This is a genomic window from Paenibacillus sp. FSL R5-0713 (assembly GCF_037973325.1).
Taxonomy (GTDB): domain Bacteria; phylum Bacillota; class Bacilli; order Paenibacillales; family Paenibacillaceae; genus Paenibacillus.
Genome location: NZ_CP150229.1, coordinates 2,292,996 through 2,307,231, shown reverse-complemented (window position 1 = coordinate 2,307,231; position 14,236 = coordinate 2,292,996). Strand labels below are relative to the sequence as shown.

14 protein-coding genes, 1 tRNA gene and 1 riboswitch are annotated in these 14,236 nt (G+C 45.8%); of the genes, 7 read left to right on the top strand and 8 right to left on the bottom strand.

The features are described from left to right. Positions 1–319 precede the first annotated feature (319 nt). The 3 genes from MKZ12_RS10590 to MKZ12_RS10580 all read left to right on the top strand — a co-directional run bounded on the left by MKZ12_RS10590 (position 320) and on the right by MKZ12_RS10580 (position 4,429). Positions 320–2,083 carry an SNF2-related protein gene (locus MKZ12_RS10590; RefSeq protein ID WP_339241238.1) on the top strand — a complete coding sequence of 588 codons (1,764 nt, stop codon included), beginning with the start codon at positions 320–322 and terminating at the stop codon, positions 2,081–2,083. A gap of 3 nt (positions 2,084–2,086) precedes the next feature. Further along, on the top strand, positions 2,087–3,268 hold the full coding sequence (locus tag MKZ12_RS10585) for a YqhG family protein (protein WP_339260302.1): 1,182 nt from the start codon (positions 2,087–2,089) through the stop codon (positions 3,266–3,268). Positions 3,269–3,415: 147 nt separating this feature from the next. Then, positions 3,416–4,429, top strand: coding sequence for a hypothetical protein (locus MKZ12_RS10580; protein ID WP_339260300.1), 1,014 nt, complete (start codon positions 3,416–3,418; stop codon positions 4,427–4,429). A 155-nt stretch (positions 4,430–4,584) separates the two neighbouring features. Here MKZ12_RS10580 and MKZ12_RS10575 read toward each other — a convergent pair whose 3' ends face one another. Beyond that, the gene (locus MKZ12_RS10575) at positions 4,585–4,803 is read right to left on the bottom strand and encodes a YqzE family protein (protein ID WP_339260298.1); all 219 of its coding nucleotides are present in this window, start codon (positions 4,801–4,803) and stop codon (positions 4,585–4,587) included. 194 nt (positions 4,804–4,997) lie between these two features. Here MKZ12_RS10575 and MKZ12_RS10570 point away from each other — a divergent pair, with 194 nt between their 5' ends. Continuing rightward, positions 4,998–5,741: an N-acetylmuramoyl-L-alanine amidase gene (locus tag MKZ12_RS10570; RefSeq protein WP_339260296.1), complete on the top strand. Its 744-nt coding sequence runs from the start codon at positions 4,998–5,000 to the stop codon at positions 5,739–5,741. Here MKZ12_RS10570 and MKZ12_RS10565 read toward each other — a convergent pair. Further along, a complete protein-coding gene (locus MKZ12_RS10565; protein WP_339241230.1) occupies positions 5,716–6,555 on the bottom strand; it encodes a divergent polysaccharide deacetylase family protein in 840 nt (279 codons plus the stop codon). The two genes, MKZ12_RS10570 and MKZ12_RS10565, sit on opposite strands and share 26 nt — an antisense overlap. A 413-nt stretch (positions 6,556–6,968) precedes the next feature. Between MKZ12_RS10565 and MKZ12_RS10560 the strand changes: the two genes are divergently transcribed. After that, positions 6,969–8,654: a carbohydrate-binding protein gene (locus MKZ12_RS10560; protein WP_339241228.1), complete on the top strand. Its 1,686-nt coding sequence runs from the start codon at positions 6,969–6,971 to the stop codon at positions 8,652–8,654. A gap of 91 nt (positions 8,655–8,745) precedes the next feature. Here the strand turns inward: MKZ12_RS10560 and MKZ12_RS10555 are convergent. After that, positions 8,746–8,830: transfer RNA gene (locus MKZ12_RS10555), tRNA-Leu, on the bottom strand. A 163-nt stretch (positions 8,831–8,993) separates the two neighbouring features. Then, positions 8,994–9,956, bottom strand: a complete 963-nt coding sequence (gene pelA, locus MKZ12_RS10550) for a pectate lyase (RefSeq protein WP_339260294.1) — start codon at positions 9,954–9,956, stop codon at positions 8,994–8,996. Positions 9,957–10,374: 418 nt separating this feature from the next. Next, positions 10,375–10,506: riboswitch (cyclic di-AMP (ydaO/yuaA leader) on the top strand. A gap of 5 nt (positions 10,507–10,511) precedes the next feature. On the opposite strand from pelA, the gene MKZ12_RS10545 reads away from it, so the two are divergent. Next, positions 10,512–10,976: a C40 family peptidase gene (locus MKZ12_RS10545; RefSeq protein WP_339241221.1), complete on the top strand. Its 465-nt coding sequence runs from the start codon at positions 10,512–10,514 to the stop codon at positions 10,974–10,976. Between the two features lie 98 nt (positions 10,977–11,074). On the opposite strand, the gene MKZ12_RS10540 is transcribed toward MKZ12_RS10545, so the two are convergent. The 4 genes from MKZ12_RS10540 to MKZ12_RS10525 form a co-directional block, all read right to left on the bottom strand. Further along, on the bottom strand, positions 11,075–11,404 hold the full coding sequence (locus MKZ12_RS10540) for a carboxymuconolactone decarboxylase family protein (RefSeq protein ID WP_339243003.1): 330 nt from the start codon (positions 11,402–11,404) through the stop codon (positions 11,075–11,077). Between the two features lie 141 nt (positions 11,405–11,545). Further along, the gene (locus tag MKZ12_RS10535; RefSeq protein WP_278295843.1) at positions 11,546–11,764 is read right to left on the bottom strand and encodes a hypothetical protein; all 219 of its coding nucleotides are present in this window, start codon (positions 11,762–11,764) and stop codon (positions 11,546–11,548) included. 119 nt (positions 11,765–11,883) lie between these two features. Further along, positions 11,884–12,213 carry a hypothetical protein gene (locus MKZ12_RS10530; RefSeq protein ID WP_036609615.1) on the bottom strand — a complete coding sequence of 110 codons (330 nt, stop codon included), beginning with the start codon at positions 12,211–12,213 and terminating at the stop codon, positions 11,884–11,886. Between the two features lie 97 nt (positions 12,214–12,310). Then, complete coding sequence (locus MKZ12_RS10525; protein ID WP_124113961.1) at positions 12,311–12,892, bottom strand: xanthine phosphoribosyltransferase; 582 nt, start codon at positions 12,890–12,892, stop codon at positions 12,311–12,313. Between the two features lie 204 nt (positions 12,893–13,096). Here MKZ12_RS10525 and MKZ12_RS10520 point away from each other — a divergent pair, with 204 nt between their 5' ends. Further along, on the top strand, positions 13,097–14,152 hold the full coding sequence (locus MKZ12_RS10520) for a hypothetical protein (RefSeq protein ID WP_339241217.1): 1,056 nt from the start codon (positions 13,097–13,099) through the stop codon (positions 14,150–14,152). Positions 14,153–14,236 lie beyond the last annotated feature (84 nt).

The window sequence follows — 14,236 nt, the reverse complement described above, 5'->3', positions numbered from 1 at the left end:
TTCTTCACACACCCTCAGACTCACGCATACAAAACCTGTGAATTTTTTGGGACAGAAAAAACCTGAAAAAGCGAAGCGTTCGCCTAAAAGCTTTCTGAAAGAAAGCTGCATCGAAAGCATACGCTATCCCCGGATTTCCCCTTCAGAAAAGGGAATCAAAGAAATCTGGGGATAACAGCGATTGGAAGGTTGTTCTGTCATCGTAGTGTTCGTGCAAATAAAATGTAGTTCAACTTGTATAGTTATGAACTCACTCTCATTCGTCCATACTATTACCTACGAATAAAACGTCATCACGTATGGCAGGGGAGGAAGCATCATGAACCGGAAAAACCCGCACCACACGAATCAACCTGTAGCCGAGCTGCCCGTTCCACTGGAATTCGATCGAAGCTGGATCAATCAGTTGGAATCACGACTGGATAAAGGGGGCCCTTGGGGAGATTACCGACTCTTTCAACTGGGCATTCAAGCCGAAGAGACCAATCTGATTCCCAATTTTGACGAAATTCAGTGTTTGAAGCATTTACAAGGCCTTACTCCACTTCCTCACCAGATGGACACTGCACGCAGAGTATTATTTGAAATGTCAGGCCGGGCCATTCTCGCCGATGAGGTGGGTCTTGGCAAAACCATTGAAGCCGGTCTCATTCTGAAAGAATATATGGTTCGGGGTCTCGTATCCAAGGTACTCATTCTCGTACCGGCTTCTCTTGTGTTGCAATGGGTACGGGAGTTGAATTCGAAATTCGGTATTCCTGCCATTGCCCAGAAAAAGGCCTATTCCTGGCAGAATGAAGTAGTCGTTGCTTCCATGGATACAGCCAAACGTGACCCGCATAAAGATATGCTGCTGAACACTGATTACGACATGATCATTATTGATGAAGCACATAAGCTCAAAAACAAGAAAACAACCAACTATCAATTCATGCTGAAATTGCGCAAAAAGTACTGTTTGCTGCTCACAGCTACACCTGTGCAGAACGATATGAGTGAGCTGTTCAATCTGATTAACCTGCTGAAGCCCGGTCAGTTGGGGCGTCAGGGTGACTTTGCGGCCAACTTTGTCGTAGACAAACGGGTTCCGAAAAATCAGGAACAGCTTAAGAACGAGTTATCCAAAGTGATGATTCGTAACCGCCGCGGCGAAGGCCCCGTTCAATTTACCAAACGGAACGTCTCCAACGTGAATCTGCAACTATCGCCCGAAGAACAAGCGCTTTATGATGGGGTGACGTCCTTCGTTAAGGATCAGTACCAGGAAGCTGGCGGCAACCTGAGCAGCATGCTCTCCCTTGTTACATTGCAGCGTGAAGTGTGCAGTAGTCGAGATGCGGTATTCGTGACACTGGTTAATCTGTCGAAGAAACTTCCGCTGGACTCTCCCCTTCGGGACAAGATTTGGGAACTCGTTGCCCATATTAAAGCGATCAAGGAAAATACCAAAGCCGAGAAAACGATGGAGCTAATTCGGAACATGAATGAAAAAGTAATTATCTTCACCGAATACCGGGCCACGCAGGAGTATCTGCTAAACTATTTCCGTAACAATGGGCTTACAGCTGTACCCTATCGGGGTGGTATGAATCGAGGCAAAAAAGACTGGATGATGGATCTCTTCCGCGGACGTGTGCAGGCCATGATTGCAACCGAAGCGGGTGGCGAGGGCATTAATCTGCAATTCTGCCACCATATGATCAACTTTGATCTGCCTTGGAATCCTATGCGGGTAGAGCAGCGGATCGGTCGGGTACACCGGCTGGGACAGCAAAATGATGTGAACATTTTCAACCTATCCACGTCCGGAACCATTGAGGAACATATCCTGAACCTGCTGCATGAGAAAATCAATATGTTTGAGATGGTGATTGGCGGGCTGGATGTCATTTTGGAACGACTGGAGAAGAAGGAGTCCATTGAGAAAAGCCTGTACAAAATCATGTTGGAATCACAAAATGATGAAGATATTCGCCGTAAAATGGATTCACTTGGGCAATCACTGAACTCCATTCAACGCGAGGTTGCCGATGAAGGCCCGGCCGTCTCCGGGCTGTTAGATCTTCGCAAAGGAGGTAGCTGACCCATGACCATGACTCCCCATGAAGTGCAGGCATATGTTCTCACCTATCTGGAAGCACTCGATTGTCAGATTATGGAGCGTTCGCCTGCCCATGTTACTGTTAAACTTTCGCCTGAGGCAGACAAAGCGTTGACCAATCGCCCCTATTATTGGGGGTTCGTGGAGCGAACCGGAGCACCCGCTGAGACAATGTCCTTTACATTTATATTCGATCCTGACAGTTATCAGCAGGCCATTGAAGCAGCCGAAGCCAAAACAGCGCAAGCATCACCTGACACTGCTCAAACGAATGGCGCAACCAACGGCAGTCCTCAAGGCGAGCCACCGAAAGAAACTATTCTGGGCCGTTATTTCGGCATTACTCCATCCATGCCACTACTGGGACCAGGAAGGATATTGCGTGAAGAAGTGGTGTACGGCAGTCGCAGACTCCAACAGATTTTTGGTGCAGCACGTGAAGGGGGTGCCTTCGTGAATCTGTTCGAACAAGCTGCCAAACGGCAATTGCGCGCTACAGCTCCAGCCGTATATGAACCTTGGCTCGGTGTCTGTTTCAAGGTAGAGTTCGCCTGTGATTTGAAACGGGAAGAATTGCATTTTCTCGGCATCTCCCTTCGCTCAGGTGAAATTATAGAGAAGTTCGGAACCAAGCTGAATCGACGTGATCTCAGTCCAAGGCTTGCGGAGAACATGCATGTACAGACAGCCAAAGTATCGTTATCCGATGCCGGAGCTGCTCTCGAATCTCATTTGACGAACCGCTTGCTGGAACTCGATTATAGCTGGGCTGAGAAAGCCCAAGAGCGACTTGATCTGGAGCTGGACGTGTTGGATACCTATTACGAAGCAGTACTCCGGGAAGATACACCTGAAGTAGAACCCCCGAGTAACACAGCCTCAGGCATGGAGAGTGTCCATTCTAACCGCACGTCACCTGTAGCTCTGAAAAAAGTTCTGGATATCACTAACGCTAAACCCATTGGAACAGATATGGAACTGGCCGCAGAGGCCGTTGTGCCGATCGAAACCGAGACGGACGCTGAAGAAGAGAAAGCCAAACAGGCGGTTATCGATCGCGAAGCCATGAAACTGCAATACGAGACACGCCGGACCGAGATGATCTGGCAATACGAACCCAAAGTGAAAGTGACTGCGATTAGCAGCGGCATGTTTCACTTAAGATAGACGAAGACACTACTTTTCCTGCAAATGCTGGCAAAAGTAGTGTTTATTCATGATCAGCTGCCCGACAGGTTGCGGCAACCTTTGCATAGCCCGTCCCCTAGAATGAAATTAGGACCGGCTCAGGTAACGGATAAATGAAAAGTAGGTGTGAATTTGAAACAATTCTTCCATATGTGTTGGAACAACGCTCGGAAAACAGTCTGTATCTCCTTGGGCTTGCTCAGTTGTCTTGCCCTATTCTCCTTTTGGTCGATAGCCAATGCTGAAGAACAAAAAACGTCTTCACCATATCTCGCTTCATCTACAGCATATGGTCCCGAACATCATGCTTCCCAGAATGACAAACTGGCTCCCGCTGCTGTGCAACGATTTGCAGAGCAACAAGCTGCTGCACTTGGTACGGCTAACGCGGAAACTGATTGGAAGAACGCCGACCTGGACTTCTATCCTCTGGGCCCTGGTACACATAGCTGGCTGGTGCAAGCTGCATTGGATGGGAAACCAATGGGATATATGATTATTACCGCCACAGAACAGGGACATCTGATGCTTAGTGAATATGGTCAAGGAGAGCAGTCACCATATAACAATGAACTTCTCGGACAAGCCTTGGATCGACAACATGTGAATCTTGAGGCGTTACTTGCTGGCGGAGGAGAGCTTCATCGTGGTTATGCTCTTCCCCTGCTGGCTTATTGGAAAGTGGAACAACCCAACCATCCTGCACTTTATATTGATGCTACGAATGGTGATGTATTACCCTCCGAGTTACTGAAGCTGTTGGAGGCTGATTCCAAACAGGTTTCTGCGATCATAACTAAGTTATCCATAGCTCCATCGGGCACAGTCGATCCAATTCATTTGCGTCCCGTCTTCAATCCGGCTGACAATCTGTTGTGGATGACATCCAAGCCTATTGCTGCCAATCGGGCACGAGAGGTGATACAACACGGGGAGGATCAAGAAATTGTTTTCTCAGCAGATGATCGCAACGTCGTATACGGTGGTCCTCTACCCGTCAGCGGGTATCAGCTGTGGCATACAGAACAGGAAACAGAGTCCATTCTATATGTAGCGCTTGGTGGAAAAACATCCATTCAACGCTTTGTGCCTTTGAGCACATTACAACAAGACGGTCAGTTTTACATCTTGAAGCCTTAACTGTCAGCTAACTCTACAGAGCATTCAAATAACGTTAGAACAATTAAATATCTACAACAAATAAGACGCCTTCCCATGTAATAAAGGGATTGCGTCTTTTGGTTTCTCAACAAGGCGTGTCTTTAAGCTCACTGAGTGAAATAGGTGTGCTACAGTTATCCTTTGCCTGAAGAACTTCGTTTATGAGACGGTGTATCCAATTCCTTTTCCTTTTTCCCCACCCACAGGGATACAGCGAAGGGAATCATACCAAACCATTTCATCGCCCACGGCTCTTTCCTTTTGGCACGGTCTTTCCGCTCATCCTTCGGCGTATCGATATAATGAACAAACCGCTGCGTAATGTATTTTACCAATTCATCACTTTTGGCCATAACATCTGCCTCCTTCGCTCCTGCACATTCGCGGAGCTTACGATAGTTCTATTGTGTGCAGGATGTGTACTGGTTAAACATTTTTTTGTTGAAAAGGGTATGAAAAACCTCAGAATGCACAGTCTAATGCCAAAGGTATCCAGACAGCCATGAATCTGCATCCGATACCTATTTCATGAAGGAGTGTGTATCCCATGTATAAGCTGCTGACCGCTTCGGTAGCCTTGTTAATCAGCTTCTATTGCCTTACCATGCTGCCCCATGTCGCTTATGGAAAAGCAGCCCCGTCCCAGAACAGTCCATCCATGCTGCCTGTGACCGATGGAGATGCTTATCGCTCAAGTCATCATGCCTTTGCAGCACCAGTTATCCTGCTCGATGTAGGCCATGGCGGTATTGACGGCGGTACGTCAGCCCAGGGTGTGCTGGAAAAAGATATCAACCTCGCCATTAGCCAAAAAGTCTATCTCCTGCTTCGCAGCAAAGGTTATGCCGTTATCATCAATCGACTTGGTGATTACGCCCTTAGTGACGACAACCGCTGGCTGAACAGCCGCTCGCGTCATACCAGAGATCTTGCCCAACGTAAGAGCCTTAGCGAAGAAGTAAGTACGGATATCGTGGTCAGCATCCATGCGAACTGGAGTCCCCGATCGTCTGCACACGGCCCCGTGGTATTGCACCAGAAGGAAGGCAGAAGCTATCTGTTAGCCCAATCCATCCAGGACGCCATGAACCAATTGTTCAAAACGGAGCACGGAGTCGTGTGGGGCAAGCCCTTTTATTTATTGAATTACGTGAAGCAGCCAGCCGTCATCGTCGAAACCGGATTTTTGAGCAATGCCGAAGACCGGACCAGAATGAGTGACCCCGCAGAGCAAAAACGAATCGCAGAGTCTATTGCGAGCGGCATTATTTATTATCTGTCGGTAGTGTAGGGGTAGCGTGCCAGTTCCACACTTCGCGCACAAGATCGCCAATACCTACAAACTCAACCTGACCCTGCAGACGGGAAACGGATTCACGAACTACAGCTGATGTGTTCATCCCGCTATGTCCGACATGACCAATAACAACACAGGTCTCCTTGTCGATTGCACGACGAGCTGCCAGATCCATTTGCTTGCGAATGTGTTGCTTGGAGTTCTGATCATCCAGGAAAATGTCATTACCTACAGGTGGCATGTTTTTGGATATGGCCAGTTCCCCCACCACGGAGCGAAAGTTCGTACGGCTGTCTACAAAGAATAGGCCCCGCTCCTTGCATACATCGAGCACAATGGACATGATGCGTTTGTCCGAAGTAATTTTGGAACCCATATGATTGTTCATGCCAATTGCGTAGGGCACATCATCAATCGCTTTTTCCACGCGTGAGCGGACTTCCGCATCTGTCAGATTGGATGTGATTGCACCCGGGCCCAGCCATTCAGGTCTTCCTTTCTTGGGTTCCATGGGCATGTGCACAATCACATCCATCCCCTTTTCATGTGCAGCTATCGCATCTTTCTTCGTTGTTGGCAAAAAAGGCATGACTGCTACCGTAAGTTTAATTGGCATTGCCAAGATCTCTGCGGTACCTTTCATGTCGTTACCAACATCATCGATGATAATCGCTAATCGTTTATGATTCGATGTGGACTCTGAAGCTGCCGCTGTTGGCCCTCCTGCCGATATCCCTGCGCAAATTACTATCAACAATACCATGCAACCTGCAATGAATCGAAAATGCTTTCTATTTTCCATCATCATGACTCCCTCCCCGTAAGTTTCTGTGATTTCATTGTTTGATAATGAAGGGGGGAATATGTAAGCCAATGCCTTCCTTAATCACAATATCCCCACCACTGGAGACCTGTATCTTCAGGGAACCACGCCATCTCCCCGTTTTCACCTTTACAATCAGACAAGAAATGTCATTGAAGTGCTAAAAAAAGAGATTAATTAGAAAAAATACTGTAATTTGTCAGGTTTTCAGTTTGGCAATTATTTAGTAGAATCAACAAATGAAAGAAGTTAATGTGTTTCATTTCTTTCCTATACTTTTTGGAAGGGGGTTTTGAAAGGGTTTACATAAAATAAATGCCAGACTATCAGCTCTTTTTATTTCCCTGGTCACGGTTTTTCTAACTAACCATTTACCATTATCGAGGAGGATGAAAGTAGTGAAATTCAAATTCAAAAAAACGATCAATGTTTTATTGGCCTGTTTAACAGCACTACCCCTGATGTTAACCCCGACACAAGTTTCGGCGGCAAGTGATGCCAATATTAATTTATCCTCGGAAAAACAACTGATCAAGGGCTTTGGCGGTATTAACCTTCCCGCCTGGATTGGTGATCTGACTCCCGCTCAACGTGAGACTGCTTTTGGTAATGACCAGAATCAGTTAGGCTTTTCAATTCTGAGGATCTACGTCGATCCAGATTCCAATAACTGGTATCGTGAAGTTGCCACAGCGAAACGGGCTATTGAGAAGGGAGCTATCGTATTCGCCTCCCCATGGAATCCTCCGAGCAGCATGGTGGAAACGTTCAACCGTAATGGAGATACCAATGCCAAACGTTTGAAATACGACAAATATGCCGCATATGCGCAACATCTGAATGACTTTGTAACCTATATGAAAAATAACGGCGTAGATCTGTATGCCATTTCTGTGCAAAATGAACCGGATTACGCGCATGACTGGACCTGGTGGACTCCACAAGAAATTCTTCGTTTCATGAAAGAAAATGCCGGGTCCATTCAAGGTACCAAAGTCATGGCACCTGAATCCTTCCAGTACTTAAAGAACATATCCGATCCAATCCTGAATGATCCGCAGGCACTTGCCAACATGGACATTCTGGGAGCACACACGTACGGAACCCAGATTTCGAATTTTGCCTACCCTCTCTTTAAGCAAAAAGGAGCCGGTAAAGAACTGTGGATGACTGAGGTGTATGTTCCAAACAGTGACAACAACTCAGCAGACCGCTGGCCTGAAGCACTGGAGGTTTCCTATCACATGCACAATGCCATGGTGGAAGGTGATTTCCAGGCCTATGTGTGGTGGTACATCCGCAGACAGTATGGTCCGATGAAAGAAGATGGTACCATAAGCAAACGCGGATATAATATGGCCCATTTCTCCAAATTTGTACGTCCTGGCTACCTGCGAGTCGATGCAACGAAAAATCCGGATACGAACACATTTGTCTCAGCCTATAAAGGGGATAATAAAGTAGTCGTCGTGGCAATTAACCGTGGAACTTCGGCCACAAGCCAAAAATTCGTTCTGCAGAATGGTAATGCCTCCACGGTGTCCTCATGGGTTACGGACAGCAGTCGCAACCTGGCAAGCGGGGCCTCGCTTACCGTATCCAATGGAGCCTTCACCGCACAACTCCCCGCTCAGAGCGTAACAACATTTGTTGCCAACATTACTGGTGGGAATAACGGCGGAAATACAGGCAGCGGCACTACTTATGAAGCAGAGACCGGAACAACACTTACGGAAGCTGCCATTGAAACGATCTACCCCGGTTACACAGGCTCCGGGTATGTCAACTTCAATGCAATGACTGGTTCAGCCATTCAATGGAACGCTATTAACAATACGATTACTGGCACCAAAAATGTAAAGTTTCGTTATGCGCTGGAAAGTGGAACACGTAACCTCGACATTTTTGTTAACGGAACCAAAGTTATCAGCAATGAGCCCTTTCCAGCAACGGGAAGCTGGTCCACTTGGGTTGAAAAAACAATACAAGTTCCCATGAACACCGGGACCAATACCTTGAAAGTGGTTACAACGGGAACGGAAGGACCGAATATTGACAGCATTAATGTTACCGCAGCACAATAAAACATTCCGTATGGTTGATGTTAGGATAATATCAAAAAATGCAAACAAAAAAGACTCCTCATGCGTTAGCTTGAGGAGTCTTTTTATTCGATGCGGTCGAGAGGACTCGAACCTCCACGGGGGGTTAGCCCACACGGACCTGAACCGTGCGCGTCTGCCAATTCCGCCACGACCGCATATTATATCTCCGTGATTAATCTCGGCGACAAGAAATAATATATCATGCCCAATCTATCATGTCAACACTGAAAATAATAACATGAAAGCCCGAACCAGACATGCTTGTCCATTCGGGCTTTACCTTCAACTAATCATTTGGTTCATCAAAAAGGAGTCATACTACAGCTTGGAAGGCCAATTGCCATACCAGGCATAACCGCCTCTTCTTTCTTTATCAATGTCACTCAATTTGTATTTAACTACCCCGTCTCGTCCAATGAAAATGGGTCTATCCGTTCCTATTTCATAGAAGCGTGCCCAGATCGGTGCTGCTTTGGAATCAGCGATAATCTTGCTATCACCATTTGCCCTTTCATACTTGTAACCCGTAATTTTCACCTTGTTAAACCAGTCCTCTGCTCCTTTAATGGATGCGGTAATTTTAGCGGTAGCAGGCCTTGTTTTCAGAAATTTAACAATCGTTACACTCTCTCCAGCTGTCAGCGATGGTACTTCGTAGATTCTTGCGCTCGCTGGTTTAAGGGAACTGGAATCATGTTGTTGTCCCCATGCTGTAAGCTTCCCGCCTGAGACGACCTGAGTATTCAGAATCGCCTCCACACCTTTGGCAACTGAATTTTTACTGCGATTAGCAAGTGTACTGTCGATAAATGAGAAATCACCTTTGCGTGTTGCTACTTCATCGAGCATGATCATTACATTAATCATTGCATCATCATTGTAGGTAATATGCTTGTGATATCCAGAGCTTTGGTAGACTTGTGGCCATCCGCCGTTTGAATACTGCATATTGATCAAAAAGTTGATTCCTTTAATTGCAGCTGTGGAGTAGCGTGGATCATTCGTCTTTTTAAATTCCTTCGCCAATCTTCTAATTTCTGAATATGTAGCCTTGTTGTCAATCGTGGACTTCGCCCACTCTCCACTTGTTTGTTTATAATCTTTTCTCCAACCTCCATCCGGCAGTTGGTTCTTCAAAATATCTGAAATACTCGCTGTAGTACCCGATGCATCAGCAGCAGATACCGTCCCTACAGGGAGAACTGCGATTCCAACTGTTGAGAACACCATAGCGCATGCCAGGACAAAAGTAATTATTTTCTTTGCTTTCAAATGTAACACTCTCCCATGTTCATTGTAATAACATCCACAATTCTACCTTACCTATAACGCCCGTCCTTAAACCTCCTTAATTTAAATATATAACATAATAAAATCTATTTTTATCCAATATGTGGATTGGATAATCAGATGATATGCAAAAAATCAATTATTGTCAATATATGCAACTTAATGAATATAATCTCTCAAATTCTACATAACGGATAGTTCTTTTAACTCATGACAAACTTATTTATTTATCCAATTTCGTCTCAAACGAATCAATAATGACGTTTTTGTCATCAATGATACCCAAACTTGACGCCTTCTTTCATATAAAATCGTTAATTCCGCTAACATTGAGGTATTACGAAGGGGTTTAAAAGGGTTTGACAATTACGCATTTATGCAATATAGTTTCAAATAGTTACAAAAACTTAATTATTCATTGCCGAGTTTCAGGTTTGAAAACGGGGGAACCATTTTGGGTGAATTATTCTTATACATAGGAAATATAGGGAACCTTCTACCGAACCCTTAGCTAACTCCGTAGGCATCGAAGGGAGAACATTGATTTTGAAAAAACTGATTATCTCCATTTTTGGAGCGGCTGTACTATTTACATCCGGGGCAACAAGCACAGAGGCAAGCAGTATTAACTCCGTAGTGAACAACATGACAGGTATTCCTTACAAGTGGGGTGGCACGACTCTGGCCGGGTTCGACTGTTCCGGGTTTATGAGATATATTTTCAATAAATACAGCATTGAATTGCCACGTACTTCGCAACAGCAAGCCAAAGCAGGTACTCCAGTAGCCAAGAGCAATGTTCGGACAGGTGATCTGGTGTTCTTTAACACAACAGGCAAAGGCATTTCACATACAGGTGTTTATATCGGCGGCGGACAATTTGCACATGCATCCAGCAGCAAAGGGGTAAGCATCACCAAAATGAGCAATCCTTATTTCAATGATCGTTACGTAACAGCACGTCGGGTAACTGGACAGTTTATGTACGATAAAATGTTAGGGAAAATGTAGGGATAATATCAAAGAGGAGGCTCCGGATCAACCGGAACCTCCTCTTTTGTTTGATTTCCTCTTTAGGAGGACAGTCCTTGGACTACCTCCATCTACACTTAATGCAGCGCCTTCTGCACTCGCATCGCGCCCTGGGACAGGGCATGTCCGCCTCCTACAGCTCCAGCCACAGCAACGGTCTCCATAATCTCCTGATCTGTAGCGCCCTTGGCACGTGCTTCTTCTACATGATAGAAGGTACATACCTCATTGTTGGCGAACAAGCCAATACCAAGCGCGATGAGCTGTTTGGTCTTCGCATCAATCGCCCCAGGTTGGAAGCATTCTCCGGTAAACTCATGATACGACTTCACCACACCTGGCAGCACATCACTTAATGCTCCAATCTGATCCTTGTAGGCATGAACTTTATCATTCATCAATGTCATGTCTTGCAGCACACCCTCTCGGCTATAGTTACAGAATTTCTTCACTGTACCTATCTTCTCTCCCGAGTGAGTCAATTATGCCAAGAAATCATGGTAATTCCAAACATTTGTACGCTCATACTTCTGACATAATGATCGTTGTTACTCACCAAGTGGACTTTGCCGGGGTTCGCTGAACAACTGATAGCGGTAACCACGATCCAACTTGACGACACGTCGATTCTGACGACGGATAAGTACCTGCTCGCCATCCCAGGCAACGACAATCCCGGTTACATCGTTCGATTCGAGCTCGTCCCGTACTACTCTGACTTTCTCACCTGACAGACGCAGGGCGTCCAATTCTGTATCACTAATCATGTTCATGGCTCCTATATTCCAAATTTATTTACAAAAAGAGACCTAAATGAAAAGTCATTTAGGTCTCACGTGACTGTATTGGACTGTCATGTCATTCGAAATTATGTCCCGACTGAAAGTTACCGCTGCGCGTGCTCTTTGCTGTCGTTCTTCTCGAACCAAAAATCAAGCACTTTGGCGGACATCACACGTTCTTCAAGGTACTCCACTTGATGCGGTGTAAATTGTTCTTTCCAAGAGAAGGACAACTCTTCGCATAAGCCTACAATCGTCAGTAATTCTGACCAGGCAACATAGCGTTTGTACCAGAAAAATTGAGGATGTTCAATCATATAGGGATAAAGGTCATCGAATTCCGTATGTTTACAATCCAGGGCACGTTCAAAATGAACTTTCGATTCCGCCAGCTTATCATTAAAGAATTGTTCTGTTGCCGGTTGGTTCCCCATGGTGTTGCCTCCTCTCCCTAACATAACCCCATTATAAATGAAATTAGCGGCCATGCAAAGGCATAGTTCAAAAAATAGGCCCTATTCCTTTAAAATGTCACATTTCGTTATCGTCAAATTGTACCGTCCCATCGTTCAGGGAACGAATGCGTACCAAGGCTTCCACCGGAATCCCCTGTTCACGAATCGTTCGTGCCCCTGCCTGGAAACATTTCTCTACCACAACACCGAATCCGACGAGTTCCGCACCGGAACGCTCAATGATTTTGATGACGCCACGAGCGGCATCTCCATTGGCAATAATATCATCAATGAACAAAATACGGTCATTCTCATGAATAAACTCGCGAGATACCATAATGTCAGTTACAATTCCTTTGGTAAAGGACGGTACGCGTTCACAGTAAGCATCAGGATCAGCTAGAAGTGTTTTTTTGCGACGGGCGAATACAAGTGGCACCCCAAGTTCATAGGCCGCGGCAAACGCAACCGGAATCCCTGAGGATTCTACTGTGATTACACGGGTCACTCCACTTTCACGAAAACGGGCAGCGAATTCACGCCCCATCTCCATCGTTAATGCAGGATCAATCTGGTGGTTCAACAGACCATCCAGCTTCAATACTTGATCCGAGATGACAACACCCTCTTGTAAAATTCGTTGTTTCAATAATTCCATGATTTGACCTCCCAAGCCTATCCTATGAGGTAAAAGTATCATATATCTATCTATAAGTTCAAGCGAAATTGCCTGGACGCTGTCCTTCAGACGCGATTCAAGCCAAAGCTCATGATCGATTGTCATGACTTTCGTGGGTCAAGCATACCTTGTACCATGGTACCCGCATGTCCAAACTATACAGGGTCCTGAGAGGGGAAACACATGAAACAGGCATTTCGGGTGCTGCAGATCGCATTTACATACATCGGAACGGTTGTCGGAGCCGGCTTCGCTACAGGGCAGGAAATTTTGCAGTTTTTTACCCAGTATGGCAAATGGGCCACCGTCACCATAGGCTTATCCACCATGCTCTTTGTCTGGTTAGGTACCAAAATGATGCTGATCGCCCACGATACCGGATCCCGCTCTTATGAGGATCTGAACAAACATTTATTCGGCCACAAGGCGGGCAAATGGATCACTTGGGTGACCCTTCTCATTCTCATTGGCGTGAACAGTGTCATGCTTGCCGGAGCAGGTTCCGTTTTTGTCGAACATCTCGGTTTGCATTATCAGACCGGTCTAATCGTCACACTTGTAGGGACATATCTGCTTCTCGGTCGGGGCATCCAAGCTATCCTTCAAATGAATAGCATTGTCGTGCCTATGATGCTCCTGTTATCTCTGCTCATGATCACAAGTACCATCCATCATCCGGGAGCTTCCCGATTCATCACACTGACGACAGACTCAAATCCTATTCAAGTATGGCTGTCTCCACTGTTGTACACTTCATTTAATCTGGCGTTAGCTCAAGCTGTTCTGGTGCCTGTAGGGAACCAGATTCGTAGTCGGAATGTGCTGAAGTGGGGCGGAGTATTGGGTGGAATTGGCGTAGGTTTCATGCTAATGGCAGCCCATTTTGCCATGTCGGCACAGATGCCCGGCATCATCCAATTCGAAATTCCGATGGGCAGCATCGCCTTTCAACTTGGATGGGCAGTACAATCTGTATATGTATCCCTTATTTTTATGGAAATATTCAGTACGTTTGTTGCGGATATCTATGGCATGACCTTGCAACTCAGACAACATATACGCGTTCATCCCCGTTTCATTACATTAACCATTATGCTGCTCTGTTACTCACTCAGTCAGTTTGGATTCAGTTCTCTGCTATCTATCCTTTACCCTATCTTCGGAAGTATGGCACTGTTCTGGGCAGCCAAATTGGTATTAAACCGCTGGGGTACATTTCGTGGACGCAAAAATATATAAACATGCTTATGTACTTCATGAATATGTGCATACGTTTGCTTCATAACCACAATTCATCACTCATGCGCACACCTTTTGCATGAA

Bases quoted from the DNA above. Each gene is read 5' to 3' on its own strand.
- MKZ12_RS10540 (WP_339243003.1), bottom strand. From the start codon at position 11,404: ATGACATTGATGAATGATAAAGTTCATGCCTACAAGGATCAGATTGGA.
- MKZ12_RS10590 (WP_339241238.1), top strand. From the start codon at position 320: ATGAACCGGAAAAACCCGCACCACACGAATCAACCTGTAGCCGAGCTG.
- MKZ12_RS10530 (WP_036609615.1), bottom strand. From the start codon at position 12,213: ATGGGGAACCAACCGGCAACAGAACAATTCTTTAATGATAAGCTGGCG.
- MKZ12_RS10520 (WP_339241217.1), top strand. From the start codon at position 13,097: ATGAAACAGGCATTTCGGGTGCTGCAGATCGCATTTACATACATCGGA.
- MKZ12_RS10565 (WP_339241230.1), bottom strand. From the start codon at position 6,555: ATGATGATGGAAAATAGAAAGCATTTTCGATTCATTGCAGGTTGCATG.
- MKZ12_RS10535 (WP_278295843.1), bottom strand. From the start codon at position 11,764: ATGATTAGTGATACAGAATTGGACGCCCTGCGTCTGTCAGGTGAGAAA.
- MKZ12_RS10575 (WP_339260298.1), bottom strand. From the start codon at position 4,803: ATGGCCAAAAGTGATGAATTGGTAAAATACATTACGCAGCGGTTTGTT.
- MKZ12_RS10585 (WP_339260302.1), top strand. From the start codon at position 2,087: ATGACCATGACTCCCCATGAAGTGCAGGCATATGTTCTCACCTATCTG.
- MKZ12_RS10570 (WP_339260296.1), top strand. From the start codon at position 4,998: ATGTATAAGCTGCTGACCGCTTCGGTAGCCTTGTTAATCAGCTTCTAT.
- MKZ12_RS10525 (WP_124113961.1), bottom strand. From the start codon at position 12,892: ATGGAATTATTGAAACAACGAATTTTACAAGAGGGTGTTGTCATCTCG.